Raw genomic sequence first — 15,288 nt, 5'->3', positions numbered from 1 at the left:
CGCCATCCATGGCGCCAACGGTCCTGCTGGCCCCCACCACCCCGCCCCGACAGATTTCCGCGATCTGCGGCCATGCGTGAATGCTCCCCGGTAGTGCCGGCCGCTGGCCGGCACCCAGGAAATGTCAGAAATCAGGCATTGAAGAGCGCAGCGACCGGCTTTTGCCTTTGTTTTTTCTTCTGTCTTTCGTAGCTGGCCGCGCAGGAACCCGCCCGGCCAACCCCCAGAAATCCGCTGTTCGCGGAAAGCCCCAGCCACGAGGGGCTCCGCCGATGGCCGCCGACCGCGCGCAGCGCGCTCTCCGCCCGATTCCCCGAACCATGCGCTTGCTCACGGATTGACCACGCAATTGATGACAACGTTGTCCCCACCTGGTGCCGGACTCTCTCCCCGGCCTCCCAGGTGCCCTCCGTCCGGCCCCTCCGTCGCCTTCCCCGGCGATGCCCGGACCTGCGTCACGCGCGGCGCCATCGGGGCCCGCGCGCCCTTTGATCGGAGACTTACCCATGTACGACCCGATTGTGCGCAGTGCCGAACGTTCGACCCGAAGCTGTCGTCCCCGCCGCCTGGCCTGGCTGCTTGCCTTGGCCGCCGGTGCCGCCGTCCTGCCCGGCCTGGCGCAGGCCGCCAGCTGTGCCGGGGTAGCCGAATGGGACCAGGCCAAGATCTACCGGGCCGGCGATACCCTGCAGAAAGGAGGCGTCCTCTATCGGGCGAACCAGGACATCTGGAACGCGCCGCCGGACCATCCGGCCGGCGCGCCCTACTACACCAACCTCGGCGCCTGCGATGGCGGCGGCGCCAACCAGCCGCCGGTGGTCAGCCTGACCTCGCCGGCCAACGGTGCCACCTTCAGTGCCGGCAGCACGGTGAACGTGACCGCCACCGCCAGTGATCCAGACGGCAGCGTCGCCAAGGTCGAGTTCTTCCGCGATGGCAGCACGCTCGGCGTGGCCACCAGTGCGCCGTATGCGGCCAGCTGGGCCAACGCCAGCGCCGGCAGCCACACCCTGCGCGCGGTGGCCACCGACAACAACAACGCCACCACCAGCACGGCGACCATCACCATCACCGTCAACGCCGCCAGCGGCGACACCACCGCGCCGAGCGTGCCGGGCGGGCTGGCGGTCGGCACCCGTACCGCCAACAGCATCGCGCTCAGCTGGAGCCCGTCCACCGACAACACCGGTGGCAGCGGCGTGGCCGGCTATGACGTGTACCGCAACGGCAGCCTGGTCGGTTCACCGTCCAGTGCCAGCTACGTCGATGGCGGGTTGACTGCATCCACCACCTACCGCTATCGCGTACGCGCCCGCGACAATGCCGGCAATGCCTCAGCGCAGGGCACCGAGATCAGCGCCACCACGCTGGCCGGCGACGGCGGAACCACCGGCAAGCGGGTCATCGGTTACTTCACCCAGTGGGGCATCTACGGCCGCAACTACCGGGTCAAGAACATCGACAGCAGCGGTTCGGCCGCGCGCCTGACCCACATCAACTACGCGTTCGGCAACGTGCGCAACAACCGTTGCGAAGTGGGCGTCACCCAACCCTCGGATCCGAACAGCGGTGCCGGTGGTGATGCTTTCGCCGACTACACCAAGGCCTTCAGTGCCGCCGAGAGTGTCAGCGGCAGCGCCGATACCTGGGACCAGCCGCTGCGCGGCAACTGGAACCAGCTCAAGCAGCTCAAGGCCAAGTACCCGAACCTGAAGGTACTGATCTCGCTGGGTGGCTGGACCTGGTCGCGCGGCTTCTCCAGCGCAGCGCGCCCGGAGAACCGCCAGGCCTTCGTCGCCTCGTGCATCGACGCGTACATCAAGGGCAATCTGCCAGTGACCGACGGTGCCGGTGGTGCCGGTGCCGCGCTGGGTGTGTTCGACGGCATCGACATCGACTGGGAATACCCGGTGGCCTGCGGCATCGAATGCGGCAAGCCGGAAGACAACGCCAACTTCACCGCGCTGATGGCCGAGTTCCGCCGCCAGCTCGATGCGGTGCGTCCGGGCCTGTTGCTGACGGTGGCGGTGGGCGCCGGCATCGACAAGATCCGCGTCACCGATCCGGCCGCGTACCACCCGTACCTGGACTACATCAACGTGATGACCTACGACTTCCACGGCGCGTGGGATGCGAAGACCAATCACCAGTCGGCGCTGTTCGATTCGCCCAATGATCCGTCCACCGGCGACCAGAAGCTGTACAACAGCAACGACGCCATCGAGGCCTTCATCAGCCGCGGCGTGCCCGCGGCCAAGCTCAACCTGGGCATCGGCTACTACGGGCGTGGCTGGACCGGTGTGGCCAACGCCAACAACGGCCTGTACCAGACCGCGACCGGCGCTGCCCCGGGCACGTATGAAGCCGGCATCGAAGACTGGAAGGTGCTGAAGAACCTGGCGTGGCCGGGCTACACCGACAACACCGCCGGTGCCACCTGGATCTACAACGGCAGCACGCTGTGGAGCTTCGACACCCCGGCCAACATCACCCGCAAGATGGGCTACGTGAAGACCCAGGGCCTGGGCGGCGCGTTCGTCTGGGAGTTCAGTGGTGACGATGCGCAGGGCACGCTGACCAAGGCGGTCAGTGATGGCCTGAAGTAAGAAAAAAGCCGGGGGTGCTGCGCGCCCCCGGCTTCCTACCTGTAGAGCCAAGCCCATGCTCGGCTGCGGAAACATCAGCCGAGCATGGGCTCGGCTCTACAGAAACAAGGTCGGTCGCGTCAGCGCTTGGCCGACAGCTTTTCCAGCGCCGCACGCAGCTGTGCCGGCGGCAGGTAGCCCCCCAGCTGGGTGCCGTCCGGCGCGAAGATCGCCGGCGTGCCGTTCACGCCCAGCTGCTGGCCCAGTGCGTACTGCATCGCCACCGGGTTGGTGCAGTTCTTTGCCGGCACGCTGCCACCGCGCTTGGCGTTGGTCAGTGCCTGGCGGCGATCAGCCGCACACCAGACCGAGATCATGTCGGTGTAGTCCTTGCTGCCGAGGCCCATGCGCGGGAATGCCAGGTACTCGACGGAGATGCCGTTGCGGTTGAGCTCGGCGATGTCCTGGTGCAGCTTGCGGCAGTAGCCGCATTCGATGTCGGTGAACACGCTGATGGTGTACTTGGCGTTCGGTGCGGCAAACACGATGCGGTCGCCATGGTTGGCCTTGGCCAGCAGATCGCGGCGGTAGCCGAGCAGGCCTTCGCTGTTGGCCGGGCCCTTGGCACGGGTGTCGTAAGGCTGCGACTGGAACAGGTAACGGCCATCATCGGACACGTACAGGAGCTGGCCGGAGACCACCACTTCACGGAAGCCCGGGAACGGTGCGGCACCGATGTAATCCACCTGGAAACCGGGATTGAGCGCGGTCAACGCGGCACGTACCGCCTGGTCGGCCGACGCGTTGGCGGCGGGGGCGGCCTTGGCCGCAGCGGCAGCAGCAGGCGCCTTGGCGGCCGGCGGGGCCGGCTGGGCGCAGGCGGTCAGGCTGAGCGCACCGAACACGGCGGCGATGGCAAATCGGAGCATGGAACGATCCGCGACAGAAGAAGACCCTGGATTCTGACACAGCCGGCGGTACCGGACAGCGGCACCGCCCATGGTTTGTGGCCGGGATTCAGGGGCCTGCTCAGCCGCGCGGATGGTGGCGGGCGTGCAGCTTCTGCAGGTGCTCGCGCGCTACCAGGGTGTAGATCTGGGTGGTGGACAGCGAGCTGTGGCCGAGCAGCATCTGCAACGCGCGCAGGTCGGCACCACGGTTGAGCAGATGGGTGGCGAAGCTGTGGCGCAGGCCGTGCGGGCTGATCCGCGCCGGGTCGATGCCGGCCACCTGCGCATGGCGCTTGACCAGGTGCCAGAACGCCTGCCGGGTCAGCGCATGCAGCGACGGCTCGATGAACAACGGCGTCTGCCCATCGGCCAGCGCCTGCACCTTGCCCTTCCCGACCAGCTGCGGCCGCGAGTGCTGCAGGTAGCGCTCCAGCCAGTGCTGGGATTCCTCGCCCAACGGCACCAGCCGTTCCTTGCTGCCCTTGCCGGTGACCCGCAGCACGCCCTGGCGCAGGTTGACCGCAGTCGCGGGCAGCAGCACCAGCTCGCTCACGCGCAGGCCGGCGGCGTACATCAGTTCCAGCATGGCGCGATCGCGCAGGCCCAATGCGCTGTCGGTATCGGGCGCTGCCAGCAGCGCGTCGATCTGGCTTTCGGCCAGCGCCTTGGGCAGCAGCCGTGGCAACTTCGGCGGGTCGAGCAGCGCGCTGGGATCCTCGCTGCGTTCGCCGCGGCGCACGCCATCGGCGAAGAACGCCCGCAACGCCGACAGCAGGCGCGCATTGCTGCGCGGCGACCAGCCATGCCGGGTGCGCCAGGCCAGATACTCGAACAGTCCGGGGCGCTCGATGCCGGCCAGGCCACCGTCGCGCCCATCCATCCAGCGCGCCAGCCCTTCCAGATCGCGCCGGTAGCTGTCGAGGGTGGCGCGGGCCAGGCCGTTCTCGGCCCAGATCGCATCAAGGAAGCGCTGGATGCGTGCGCTGTCGTCGGCGCGCAGTTCGGGCAGTTGCTGGACCAGCTGGCGGCGTTCGGCGGGGGTGGAAACATGGGCCATGCGTGCAGGATACGGGGGCCACTGCGGGCACGGCCAGCTTTGCGTATGCTCGACGCATGTCCCAGCCTGCCACCGACACGGCCTCTGCCGCTGCTACCGAAATGCCCCATCCGCGCGCATTGTTGCTGTGGCGCATGCTGGCAATGGTCTACGACGCACTGCCGGTGCTGGCACTGTGGATGCTCGCCGGCACGCTGTTCACCCTCGCCTACACCCTCAGCGGCCACGCGCAACGCGAGAACATCGCGCCATTCAGTGCCTGGCAGTGGCTGCTGTGGGCGGTGTGCTGGGCGATCACGGGGTGGTACGCCACGGCCAGCTGGCGCCGCGGCGGACAGACGCTGGGCATGCGTCCATGGCGGCTGAAAGTGCAATCGAGCGATGGCACGCCACTGCGGCGCAACCAGCTGTGGCTGCGCTTTGCGGTAGGTACGCTGTCACTGCTGCTGGGCGGGCTGGGATTCTGGTGGGCGTGGGTCGACCGTCAACGCCTGACCTGGCACGACCGCGCCAGCGGCACCCGTCTGGTGCGCATGCCGAAACGGTGATGCACGACCTGTAGAGCCGAGCCCATGCTCGGCTGGCAGGCGGTGCGCAAAAAGCAGCCGAGCATGGGCTCGGCTCTACAGAATCCAGCACGCTGGGCCGGGATGCTGGTGGTCCTGGCACGGATGCCGAAGCGGTGGATTGCTCCGGTAGCGCCGGGCATGGCCCCGCGCTACCAGAATCAACCCGACTTGCGCCGGAACAACAGTCCGGACACCGCCAGCATCACGATCGGCGGCAACGCATAGGCAATGCGGTAGTCGAACTTCAACGCGCCGGCCATGCGCCCGAAGAACAGCTGCAGCAGCCAGAAGCCCAGCGCGAACAGGATGCCCAGGAACAGGCGCTTGCCCATGCCGCCGCTGCGCAGCGAACCAAACGCGAACGGCACCGCCGCCAGGCATAGTGCCAGCACGTTCACCGGGTAGAACCAGCGGCTCCAGTAGACATCCTCGAAATCGCGCGCATCCAGCCCGTTGCGCTGGCGGTAGGCAATGCTGGTGCTCAGCTCGGCAACGCTCAGGTTGCGCGGCTTGGCGATGCCGGTAGCCAGTGCCGCCGCATCGAGATTCGAGTTCCACGGCTCGCGCGCCACTTCCTGGCGGGTCGCCGAACGCTCGCCGAAGGTGTCGCGACGCACCCCGGTCAGCACCCAGCCGTCCTTGTCGTGCTCGGCGGTGGCGGCATGGGTCAACGAGGCGATCCCTCCGTTCCCGGCAATGCGGTAGAGACGCACGTCGCGCAGGATCAGGCGGGTGCCCTTGTCACCGACCAGCTGCTCCTCGCCGCTCTGCGCGTTGAGGAAGGTATCGCCTTCGCGTGCCCACAGGCCGGAGTAGCGGCTGGTCGCGATATCCCGGCCCCACTTGGCGCTGGACTTCAGCGCATCGGCGCGGTCCTGGCCCCAGGGGCCCAGCGTCTCGGCGCTGAGCACCATCACCGCGGTCAGCAGCGACAGCGCGATCGCCACCGAAACGCTCAGGCGCTTGCGCGACAGGCCCAGTGCACGCAGCGCGGTCAGTTCAGAGGTCGCTGCCAGCTGGCCCAGGCCCATCAGTGCGCCGATCACCGCGGCCGTGGGGAACATGGTGTAGGCGCGGCGCGGCACCGTGTACAGCACCCAGGCGGCGGCATGGCCAAGCGTATAGCCGTTCTTGCCGATGTCCTTGAACTCGCCGGAGAAGGCCATCACCACGTCCAGGCCGACCAGCACCGCCCAGGTCAGCAGCACCGTGGTGAACACCGACCGGCCCAGGTACAGGTCGAAACGCATCGGGCGCAGCCTCATGCGCGGGCTCCCTTCGGGTGGCCCAGGCGGCCATCACGTGCATACATCCAGATCGCCAGCGCCAGCAGCGGCACCGTCAACCACCACAGGCCCAGCGCGGCCGGAATCTTGCCGTTGGCAATCCAGCCACTGCCGATGAACATCAGGTTGGTACCCACCATGTAGGCCATCAGGGCCAGCATCATGCGGCCATAGCGCTGCTGCCGCGGCGAACTGCGGCCCAGCGGCACGGTCAGCAGGGCGAACGCCAGCGCGATCAGCGGCGGTGCGATGCGACGGTGCAGCTGCGCCTGCGCCTGCGGGCGCGCATCGCCGATCAGCTTCAGGGTCGGCATCAGTTCCGGGTCGTCCTCGGTGCGGGTCTGTGCGCCGTCGGGCAGGGCCACGTCATTGCGGGCGAAGGTCGCCAGCCGGTAGTCGAGCCCACCGGCCACGGGCCCTTCCACCTGGTGGCCATCATCCAGTTCCAGGAAGCGCTGGCGGGTGCCCTCGAAGTACATGCGGCCACTGTTGGCCGAAACCACTTCCAGGCGATCATCCTTCTGCCGCTGCAGGAACACCTTGCCCAGCTGGGTGCCGTCGGGCGAGATCGAGGACAGGTAGACCACGCCGCCGTTGGGCAGCGGCGTGAAACGGCCCGGCTCCAGGCCGGCCATCAGCACGCTGCGGTTGGCCTCGATGACCATCTGCTCTGCCACCCGGCCGGCCCACGGGCCCAGCCACAGCGAGCAGGCGCCGACCAGCAGCACCACCGGCACCACCAGCATCAGCAGCGGCCGCAGCAGCCGCTTTGGGCCTACCCCGATCGCGGTGATGACCGCCATCTCCGAGTCGCGGTACAGGCGGGCGATGGCCAGCAGCAGGCCCAGCATCAGCGCCAGCGGCAGGATCAGCGGCAGATAGGCGATGAACTGCAGGCCCAGCTGCGAGAACAGCAGCTTGGCCGGCAGGCGCCCGTCGGCGATGTTGCCGAGGATGTCCACCAGCACGCCGCCCACGCTGACCACCAGCAGGACGATCAGGGTAGCCAGGAAACTCTGGACGAAATCGCCCAGCAGGTATCGGTCGAGCTTCAGCATGGGGCGGTGGTTTAAACTCTGGGGTTCGTTCGCGGTGCCGCCCAGTCTACTGTCTGGGCGTAAACGGCCTGCGATTGTACGGACTCGCCAATGGAATCTGCTCAATGGCCCTCGAATTCACCCTGAACCACGTTGCTCCGGCCGCCGCCACCGTTGATTGCCTGGTGGTCGGCGCGTATGCCGACCATACCCTGACCCCGGCCGCGCAGGCGCTGGATGCCGCCAGCGGTGGCCGCCTGGCCGCCCTGGCCCAGCGTGGCGACCTGTCCGGCAAGACCGGCGCCACCACCCTGCTGCACGACCTGCCGGGCGTGAGCGCGCCGCGCGTGCTGGTGGTCGGCCTCGGCGACGCCGCCCGCTTCGGCGTGCCGCAGTACCTGAAGGCCGTGGGCGACGCCGTGCGTGCTTTGAAGGCCGGCGCTGCCCGCAGCGCACTGTTCACCCTGTCCGAAGTGGCGGTGAAGGACCGCGACGCGGCCTGGGCGATCCGCCAGGCGGTGATCGCCGCCGATCACGCCGCCTACCGCTACACCGCCACCCTGGGCAAGAAGAAGGCCGACGACGCCGGCCTGGCCCAGCTGGCCATCGCCGGTGACGACGCCCTGGCCCTGGCCCAAGGCCAGGCCATCGCCGCCGGTGTCGAGTTCGCCCGCGAACTGGGCAACCTGCCGCCGAACTACTGCACCCCGGCCTACCTGGCCGAGGTGGGCGTGAAGTTCGCCGCCGAGCACGAAGGCGCCGAAGCCGAGATCCTCGACGAGCACCAGATGGAAGCGCTGGGCATGGGCTCGCTGCTGGCGGTGGCCCGCGGTTCGGCCAACCGCCCGCGCCTGGTCGTGCTGAAGTGGAACAATGGCGGTGACGCCAAGCCGTACGTGCTGGTCGGCAAGGGCATCACCTTCGATACCGGTGGCGTCAACCTGAAGACCCAGGGCGGCATTGAAGAGATGAAGTACGACATGTGCGGTGGCGCAAACGTCATCGGCACCTTCGTCGCAGCGGTCAAGGCCAAGCTGCCGCTGAACCTGGTGGTGGTGGTGCCGGCGGTGGAAAACGCCATTGACGGCAATGCCTACCGCCCGTCCGACGTGATCACCTCGATGTCGGGCAAGACCATCGAAGTGGGCAACACCGACGCCGAAGGCCGCCTGATCCTGTGCGACGCGCTGACTTACGCGCAGCGCTTCGAGCCGACCGCGCTGGTCGACGTGGCCACCCTGACCGGTGCCTGCATGGTCGCCCTGGGCCACCAGACCGCCGGCCTGATGAGCAAGCACGACGACCTGGCCAACGAGTTGCTGGCCGCCGGCGAGCAGGTATTCGACCGCGCCTGGCGCCTGCCGCTGTGGGACGAATACCAGCCGATGCTGGATTCGACCTTCGCCGACGTCTACAACATCGGCGGCCGCTGGGCCGGTGCGATCACCGCCGGCTGCTTCCTGTCGCGCTTCGCCGAAGGCCAGCGCTGGGCCCACCTGGACATCGCCGGCGTGGCCAGCGATGAAGGCAAGCGCGGCATGGCCACCGGCCGCCCGGTGGGCCTGCTGAGCCAGTGGCTGCTGGACCAGGCCGCCCGCGCCTGATGCCGTACCCGACCCTGGCCGGCAGACGCCGGCCCGGGCCTCGCCCGGCACCGCCGGAACCCTGCCTGACCCGGACCCTGCCATGCCCCGCGCCGACTTCTACCTGATCGCCAAGCCCCGTTTCCTGACCGAGCCCCTGCGCCTGGTCTGCGAGCTGGCGCGCAAGGCCAACGATGCCGGGCTGTTCACCCTGGTGCTGGCCCGCGACCAGGCCCAGGCCGAAGAGCTGGACGAGCTGCTGTGGGCCTTCGACAACGATGCCTACATCCCGCACCAGATCGCCGGCGAAGACATGGACGAGGAAGAAGCCCTGGTGCTGATCGCCGTGCCCGGCACCGAGGCACCGGTGCGTCCGCTGGTGATCAACCTGCGCGACGAGCCCTGGCTGGGCCAGTGCGAGCGCGTGCTGGAAGTGGTTCCGGCCGATCCGGAAGCGCGCGAACCGCTGCGCGAACGCTGGCGCCAGTACAAGGCCGCCGGTTACGACCTGAACAAGCACGACATGTAAGCGCGCCCCGGTCCCTTGATGGGCCGCCGCCGCGCCCTGATCCTTCAACGATTACCTCCTGGTTCCCCCGCATGACCCAACTCGCCTCCAGCTACGACCCGACGTCCTTCGAGACCGACCTCTACGAGGCCTGGGAGAAGGCCGGCCACTTCAAGCCGTCCGGCACGGGCGAGCCCTACACCATCCTGCTGCCGCCGCCGAACGTGACCGGCACGCTGCACATGGGCCATGCGTTCCAGCAGACCCTGATGGACGCGCTGGTGCGCTACCACCGCATGCGCGGCTACGACACGCTGTGGCAGGTCGGCACCGACCACGCCGGCATCGCCACCGAAATGGTGGTCAGCCGCAACCTGGCGCTGGAAGGCAAGGGCGAGACCCGTGATTCGCTCGGCCGCGAAGGCTTCATCGGCAAGGTCTGGGAGTGGAAGCAGCAGTCCGGCGACACCATCGAACGCCAGATGCGCCGCCTCGGCACCTCCGCCGACTGGTCGCGCAGCACCTTCACCATGGACCCGCAGCCGTCGGCGGCGGTCAACGAAGCCTTCGTGCGCTGGTACGAGCAGGGCCTGATCTACCGTGGCCAGCGCCTGGTGAACTGGGACCCGGTGCTGAAGACCGCCATTTCCGACCTGGAAGTGGAGAGCGCCGAGGAAGACGGCTTCCTGTGGTCGATCGCCTACACGTTGGATGAAGGCCTGAGCTACGAGCACGTCGAGCGCGATGCCGATGGCGTGGAAACCCTGCGCGAAATCCGCGACTACCTGGTCGTCGCCACCACCCGTCCGGAAACCCTGCTGGGCGATACCGCAGTGATGGTGCACCCGGAAGACGAACGCTACGCGCACCTGATCGGCAGGAACGTGGTGCTGCCGTTGACCGGCCGCCGCGTGCCGGTGATCGCCGATGATTACGTGGACCGCGCGTTCGGCACCGGCGTGGTCAAGGTCACCCCGGCGCATGATTTCAACGACTACGAAGTGGGCGTGCGCCACAGCCTGCCGATGATCAACCTGTTCACGCCGGTGGCAGCGCTGAACGAAAACGCGCCGGAGCGCTTCCAGGGCCTGGACCGCTATGAAGCGCGCAAGGCCGTGCTGGCCGAACTGGAAGACCTGGGCATCCTGATCGAGACAAAGGCGCACAAGCTGCAGGTGCCGCGCGGCGACCGTACCGGCCAGGTGATCGAGCCGTACCTGACCGACCAGTGGTTCGTGAAGATGGACGACCTGGCCAAGCGTGGCCTGGAACTGGTCGAGGACGGTTCGATCTCCTTCGTGCCGCCGAACTGGATCAACACCTACCGCCACTGGATGAACAACATCCAGGACTGGTGCATCAGCCGCCAGCTGTGGTGGGGCCACCGCATCCCGGCGTGGTTCGATGCCGCCACCGGCAGCTGCTATGTCGGTCGCAGCGAAGAGGAAGTGCGCGCCAAGAACAACCTCGGCAGCGACGTGGTGCTGAACCAGGAAAGCGACGTGCTGGAGACCTGGTTCTCCTCGCAGCTGTGGCCGTTCTCCACCCTGGGCTGGCCGAATGAGCAGGCCATGGCCGAGCGCGGCTTCGACCGCTACCTGCCATCGTCGGTGCTGATCACCGGCTTCGACATCATCTTCTTCTGGGTGGCGCGCATGATCATGGCCACCGACAACCTGGTTGGGAAGATCCCGTTCAAGGACGTCTACTTCACCGGCCTGATCCGCGACGGCCAGGGCCAGAAGATGTCCAAGAGCAAGGGCAACGTGCTCGACCCGCTGGACATCATCGATGGCATCACCATCGACGACCTGGTCGCCAAGCGTACCGGCGGCCTGATGCAGCCGAAGATGGTGGAGAAGATCGAAAAGGCCACCCGCAAGGAATTCCCGGACGGCATTGCTGCCCACGGTGCCGATGCGCTGCGCTTCACCATCGCCGCGCTGGCCACCCACGGCCGCGACATCAAGTTCGACATGAACCGCGCCGAGGGCTACAAGAACTTCTGCAACAAACTGTGGAACGCCAGCCGCTTCGCCCTGATGAACACCGAAGGCGCTGCGTTCACCGGCGTGCCGAAGCCGCGTACCGATGCCGAGCGCTGGATCCTCGCGCGCCTGGCCGCCACCACCGCCGAAGCGCAGGGCCATTTCGCCGCCTACCGCTTCGACCTGCTGGCGCAGTGCCTGTACGAGTTCGCCTGGAACGCGTTCTGCGACTGGTTCCTGGAACTGAGCAAGCCGGCACTGAACGGTGCAGACGCCGCCGACGCCGAAAGCACCCGCCACACCCTGCTGTACGTGCTGGAAGCGCTGCTGCGCCTGCTGCACCCGCTCACGCCGTTCATCACCGAACAGCTGTGGCAGCAGCTGGCCCCGCGGCTGGGCCTGACCGAAACCACGCTGTCGCTGCGCCCGTACCCGACCGCCGCCGAGTTCGAAGGCGATTTCGCCCAGGCCGAGGCCGACGTGGAATGGCTGAAGGCGGTGATCAGTGCCGTGCGCCGCGTGCGCAGTGAGCTGAACGTCGCGCCGTCCAAGCTGGTGCCGCTGCGCCTGCAGGCCGGGCTGGAGCAGGACCGCGTGCGTATCGATCGCTTCAGCGCCTCGCTGTCGTTCCTGCTGAAGCTGGACAGCATCCAGTGGCTGGCCGAAGGCGAAAGCGCACCGCCGGCCGCCGCCGCGATCGTGGGCGAGCTGAAGCTGCTGGTGCCGCTGGAAGGCCTGGTCGATCTGGACGCCGAGCGCGCACGCCTGGACAAGGAGATCAAGCGCGTGGAAGGCGAGCAGGAAAAGAGCGAAACCAAGCTGGCCAGGTTCACCGACAAGGTTCCACCGGCGGTGGTCGAGCAGGAGCGCGTGCGATTGGCCGACTGGAACACCCAGCTGGCCGGCCTGCGCGAACAGCGCGCGAAGCTGTAACACCTCGCCCTGGTGGGTGCCAACCAAGGTTGGCACCCAGCAAACCCGGAACATTTTCCCGGCATGGCATCATCACCGGATGCCGCTTTCCATCTTCCTGCTGGTCCTCGCCGCTGCGGCACTGCATGCCAGCTGGAATGCGATCGTCAAACGCGGGCCGGACAAGTTCCTCGGCACCGTGCTGGTGACCGGCAGCGCTGCGCTGCTGTCGGCGGCGGCCCTGCCCTTCCTGCCGTTCCCGGCCGCGCAAAGCTGGCCCTGGCTGGCTGCATCCGTACTGCTGCAGGTGACCTACTACGGGCTGGTCGCACGCTGCTACCAGCGGGTCGACATGAGCCTGGCCTATCCGCTGATGCGTGGCAGCGCGCCGATCCTGGTTGCACTGGCGGGCTCCCTGCTGGGCGAGCAACTGCCCCCGGCGGCGTGGCTGGGCGTGGTGCTGGTGAGCACCGGCATCCTGTGCATGGCACTGGGTGCACGTGGCGGCCAGCTGCGCCTGCCGCTGCTGACTGCGGCGATGATCGCCACCTACACCCTGGTCGATGCGCACGGCGCGCGCGAGTCCGGCAGCGCGCTCAGCTACACGCTGTGGTTGTTCCTGCTGTCGGGCATTCCGCTGCCGCTGTGGGCGTTGTACACCCGCGGCGGCGCGGTATTGGACTATGCGCGGCAGCATTGGCCACTGGGCCTGGCCGGTGGCGTCGGCACCACCGCCTCCTACGCGATGGCGTTGTGGGCCATGACCCAGGCACCGGTGGCGATGGTCTCGGCGCTGCGCGAATCCTCGATCCTGTTCGCGTTGCTGATCTCGGTATTCGTGCTGCGCGAGCGGATTCCGCGTGCGCGCTGGCTGGCAGCGGCGTTGATTGTGGGTGGCGTGCTCGCACTGCGGATGGCGTGAGAGAAGCGTGCCAACCAAGGTTGGCGGCTAGCGGTAGTGCCGGCCGCTGGCCGGCACCCTTCTCCGTCACAACGGCGGCATCGCCTGCAGGTCACCATCGACCAGCTCGATCGCCATCACCACCGCGTCCTCGCGGCCCTGTGCGGCCGGGTAGTAGCGCGGGCGGCGGCCGATCTCGTTGAAGCCTTCGCTGTGGTACAGCGCCAGCGCCGGCGTATTGGACGGACGCACTTCGAGGAACACACGCTGTGCCCCCCGGTCGCCAGCCAGCTGTACCAGCGCGCGCAGCAGTTGACGACCCAGCCCACGCGACTGCGCCAGCGGATCGATGCAGATGTTCAATACATGTGCCTCATCGGCCGCGATGCTGAGCACCCCATAGCCGATCAACTGGCCATCGCGCTCCATGGCCAGGCCGGGATAGCCCGCACGCAGGCAATCGACGAAGATGCCGCGGGTCCACGGAAACGGATACCCGCGTACTTCAATCGCCATCACCGCGTTGAGGTCACTCTCGCGCAGCGCGCGCAGGCTGACCGGACCAGGCTGGCTGACCGCACTCACGGTGCGCCCCGCTTGCGCAGGGCACGCAGCTGCGGCCACAGCGCGCGCTTGGCGGCGGGATCCTGGCGCAGCTGGTCCAACGGCCAGCTGTCCATCAGCGCCTGCGTGGCCGGATCATTGGGATTGCAGCCGGACGCGCGCAGCAAGGCGATCTGCAGGCGATCCGGCAGCCGCACCACCGGCTGCCGGGCATTGCCGCCGGGCAGCGGGCGGGCCGCCGCCGGCGCGGTATCCGGTGCGTTGACCGGGGTCTGGCGACGTGGTGGCGCCTGGCGTTCCTGCCGGGAAACCGGTGTTGGCGCAGCCAGAGGTTCGCGCGCGGGCGCGGTGGGTGCCCGCGCCTGCTCCACCGCTGGCGCGGCAGCCGCCTCGGCTTCGGCCACGCTCAGCTGCAGCGCGGCGTCCAGCTCGGCGGCCAGCTGGCCGTCGTGATAGACGGTGTAGCCCATGGCCTGCAGCCAGGCCTGCTGGGCCGGTGACCACAGCACGGGCAGGTCCTGGCTCACGCGGCCTCGGGCTTCTTGCGCAGGCGCTGCACGGCCCACATCACCGGGCCGGACAGGGCGTACAGGATGCCCACCGCGAACAGCACGCGCGGCAGATCGATGACCGCGATGGCGATGGCCACCGGCACCAGGGCCAGCACCAGGAACGGCACGCGGTCGGAACGGGTACCCTTGGCGCCGCCGCCCTTGAAGCTCCAGAAGCGGATGCGGCTGACCATCAGCAGCGCCGCGATGATCGTCACCGCCAGCGCCACGTAGCGCAGCTGGTTGCCGTCCCAGCCCAGGTTGCCATCTGCGAACGCCCAGACGAAGGACATCATCAGGCCGGCCGCGGCCGGGCTGGCCAGGCCGACGAACCAGCGTTTGTCGACCACCGCCACCTGGGTATTGAAGCGGGCCAGGCGCAGTGCCGCGCAGGCCGCGTACAGGAACGCTACGGCCCAGCCAACGCGGCCGAGCAGCGGATCGTCGAACTTCAGCCACGACAGCGACCAGTGATACATCACCAGCGCCGGAGCCATGCCGAAGCTGACCAGGTCGGCCAGCGAGTCGTACTGCACGCCGAATTCGCTGCTGGTGCCGGTCAGGCGCGCCACGCGCCCATCCAGCCCATCCATCACCGCCGCCACGAACACGGCGATGCTGGCGTTGACGAAATCCCCATTGGCCGCGGCGATGATCGCGTAGAAGCCGGCGAACAGTCCGGCAGTGGTGAACAGGTTGGGCAGCAGGTAAATCGTGCGCGAACGCGGCGGCGGTGTGATCGGGTCCATGGAATCCAGTTTAATCGACTTGCCAGTGCTCGGCGCCAATGCTGCAAT

Annotated in this window: 13 protein-coding genes; 6 read left to right on the top strand and 7 right to left on the bottom strand. The window is 68.0% G+C overall.

The annotated features are described in order from the left end of the window. Positions 1-506 precede the first annotated feature (506 nt). Positions 507-2,606: a glycosyl hydrolase family 18 protein gene (locus R5H29_RS12975; protein ID WP_021203462.1), complete on the top strand. Its 2,100-nt coding sequence runs from the start codon at positions 507-509 to the stop codon at positions 2,604-2,606. A 119-nt stretch (positions 2,607-2,725) separates the two neighbouring features. Here the strand turns inward: R5H29_RS12975 and R5H29_RS12970 are convergent, their stop codons facing one another. Further along, a complete protein-coding gene (locus tag R5H29_RS12970; protein ID WP_021203463.1) occupies positions 2,726-3,514 on the bottom strand; it encodes a DsbC family protein in 789 nt (262 codons plus the stop codon). A 100-nt stretch (positions 3,515-3,614) separates the two neighbouring features. After that, the gene (xerD, locus tag R5H29_RS12965; protein WP_021203464.1) at positions 3,615-4,592 is read right to left on the bottom strand and encodes a site-specific tyrosine recombinase XerD; all 978 of its coding nucleotides are present in this window, start codon (positions 4,590-4,592) and stop codon (positions 3,615-3,617) included. 56 nt (positions 4,593-4,648) lie between these two features. Here xerD and R5H29_RS12960 point away from each other — a divergent pair, with 56 nt between their 5' ends. Beyond that, positions 4,649-5,140, top strand: a complete 492-nt coding sequence (locus R5H29_RS12960; protein ID WP_021203465.1) for an RDD family protein — start codon at positions 4,649-4,651, stop codon at positions 5,138-5,140. 179 nt (positions 5,141-5,319) lie between these two features. Here the strand turns inward: R5H29_RS12960 and lptG are convergent, their stop codons facing one another. Together lptG and lptF are read right to left on the bottom strand one after the other, a co-directional pair. After that, entirely contained in the window at positions 5,320-6,426 is a 1,107-nt protein-coding gene (lptG, locus tag R5H29_RS12955; RefSeq protein ID WP_019660994.1) for an LPS export ABC transporter permease LptG, read from the bottom strand. Next, positions 6,423-7,505 carry an LPS export ABC transporter permease LptF gene (gene lptF, locus R5H29_RS12950; RefSeq protein ID WP_019660993.1) on the bottom strand — a complete coding sequence of 361 codons (1,083 nt, stop codon included), beginning with the start codon at positions 7,503-7,505 and terminating at the stop codon, positions 6,423-6,425. The genes lptG and lptF overlap by 4 nt, the downstream gene beginning before the upstream one ends. A 104-nt stretch (positions 7,506-7,609) precedes the next feature. On the opposite strand from lptF, the gene R5H29_RS12945 reads away from it, so the two are divergent. From R5H29_RS12945 to R5H29_RS12930, 4 genes are all read left to right on the top strand, one after another. Further along, positions 7,610-9,088 (top strand): leucyl aminopeptidase, encoded by a 1,479-nt coding sequence (locus R5H29_RS12945; protein WP_332329253.1) that lies wholly within the window; start codon positions 7,610-7,612, stop codon positions 9,086-9,088. 82 nt (positions 9,089-9,170) lie between these two features. Beyond that, entirely contained in the window at positions 9,171-9,596 is a 426-nt protein-coding gene (locus R5H29_RS12940; protein WP_019660991.1) for a DNA polymerase III subunit chi, read from the top strand. Between the two features lie 71 nt (positions 9,597-9,667). Continuing rightward, a complete protein-coding gene (locus R5H29_RS12935) occupies positions 9,668-12,496 on the top strand; it encodes a valine--tRNA ligase (protein WP_332329252.1) in 2,829 nt (942 codons plus the stop codon). Positions 12,497-12,575: 79 nt separating this feature from the next. Further along, the gene (locus R5H29_RS12930) at positions 12,576-13,397 is read left to right on the top strand and encodes an EamA family transporter (protein ID WP_019660989.1); all 822 of its coding nucleotides are present in this window, start codon (positions 12,576-12,578) and stop codon (positions 13,395-13,397) included. Positions 13,398-13,463: 66 nt separating this feature from the next. Here R5H29_RS12930 and rimI read toward each other — a convergent pair whose 3' ends face one another. From rimI to pssA, 3 genes are read right to left on the bottom strand one after another with little or no spacing between them, the layout of a single operon-like run. Further along, a complete protein-coding gene (gene rimI, locus R5H29_RS12925; RefSeq protein WP_019660988.1) occupies positions 13,464-13,961 on the bottom strand; it encodes a ribosomal protein S18-alanine N-acetyltransferase in 498 nt (165 codons plus the stop codon). Continuing rightward, complete coding sequence (locus R5H29_RS12920; protein WP_058980477.1) at positions 13,958-14,467, bottom strand: hypothetical protein; 510 nt, start codon at positions 14,465-14,467, stop codon at positions 13,958-13,960. Before R5H29_RS12920 ends, rimI begins: the two co-directional genes overlap by 4 nt. Then, entirely contained in the window at positions 14,464-15,240 is a 777-nt protein-coding gene (gene pssA, locus R5H29_RS12915) for a CDP-diacylglycerol--serine O-phosphatidyltransferase (RefSeq protein ID WP_019660986.1), read from the bottom strand. Before pssA ends, R5H29_RS12920 begins: the two co-directional genes overlap by 4 nt. Between the last annotated feature and the right edge of the window lie 48 nt (positions 15,241-15,288).

The organism is Stenotrophomonas sp. A3_2, from assembly GCF_036624925.1.
GTDB lineage: Bacteria > Pseudomonadota > Gammaproteobacteria > Xanthomonadales > Xanthomonadaceae > Stenotrophomonas > Stenotrophomonas hibiscicola.
The sequence above is the reverse complement of the archived record's forward strand: the minus strand, read 5'-3'. Positions and strand labels throughout refer to the sequence as shown.

Coding starts and splice junctions, on each gene's coding strand:
- lptF (WP_019660993.1), bottom strand. CDS start 7,505: ATGCTGAAGCTCGACCGATACCTGCTGGGCGATTTCGTCCAGAGTTTC.
- R5H29_RS12935 (WP_332329252.1), top strand. CDS start 9,668: ATGACCCAACTCGCCTCCAGCTACGACCCGACGTCCTTCGAGACCGAC.
- lptG (WP_019660994.1), bottom strand. CDS start 6,426: ATGAGGCTGCGCCCGATGCGTTTCGACCTGTACCTGGGCCGGTCGGTG.
- xerD (WP_021203464.1), bottom strand. CDS start 4,592: ATGGCCCATGTTTCCACCCCCGCCGAACGCCGCCAGCTGGTCCAGCAA.
- R5H29_RS12960 (WP_021203465.1), top strand. CDS start 4,649: ATGTCCCAGCCTGCCACCGACACGGCCTCTGCCGCTGCTACCGAAATG.
- R5H29_RS12940 (WP_019660991.1), top strand. CDS start 9,171: ATGCCCCGCGCCGACTTCTACCTGATCGCCAAGCCCCGTTTCCTGACC.
- R5H29_RS12970 (WP_021203463.1), bottom strand. CDS start 3,514: ATGCTCCGATTTGCCATCGCCGCCGTGTTCGGTGCGCTCAGCCTGACC.
- pssA (WP_019660986.1), bottom strand. CDS start 15,240: ATGGACCCGATCACACCGCCGCCGCGTTCGCGCACGATTTACCTGCTG.
- R5H29_RS12930 (WP_019660989.1), top strand. CDS start 12,576: ATGCCGCTTTCCATCTTCCTGCTGGTCCTCGCCGCTGCGGCACTGCAT.
- R5H29_RS12945 (WP_332329253.1), top strand. CDS start 7,610: ATGGCCCTCGAATTCACCCTGAACCACGTTGCTCCGGCCGCCGCCACC.
- R5H29_RS12975 (WP_021203462.1), top strand. CDS start 507: ATGTACGACCCGATTGTGCGCAGTGCCGAACGTTCGACCCGAAGCTGT.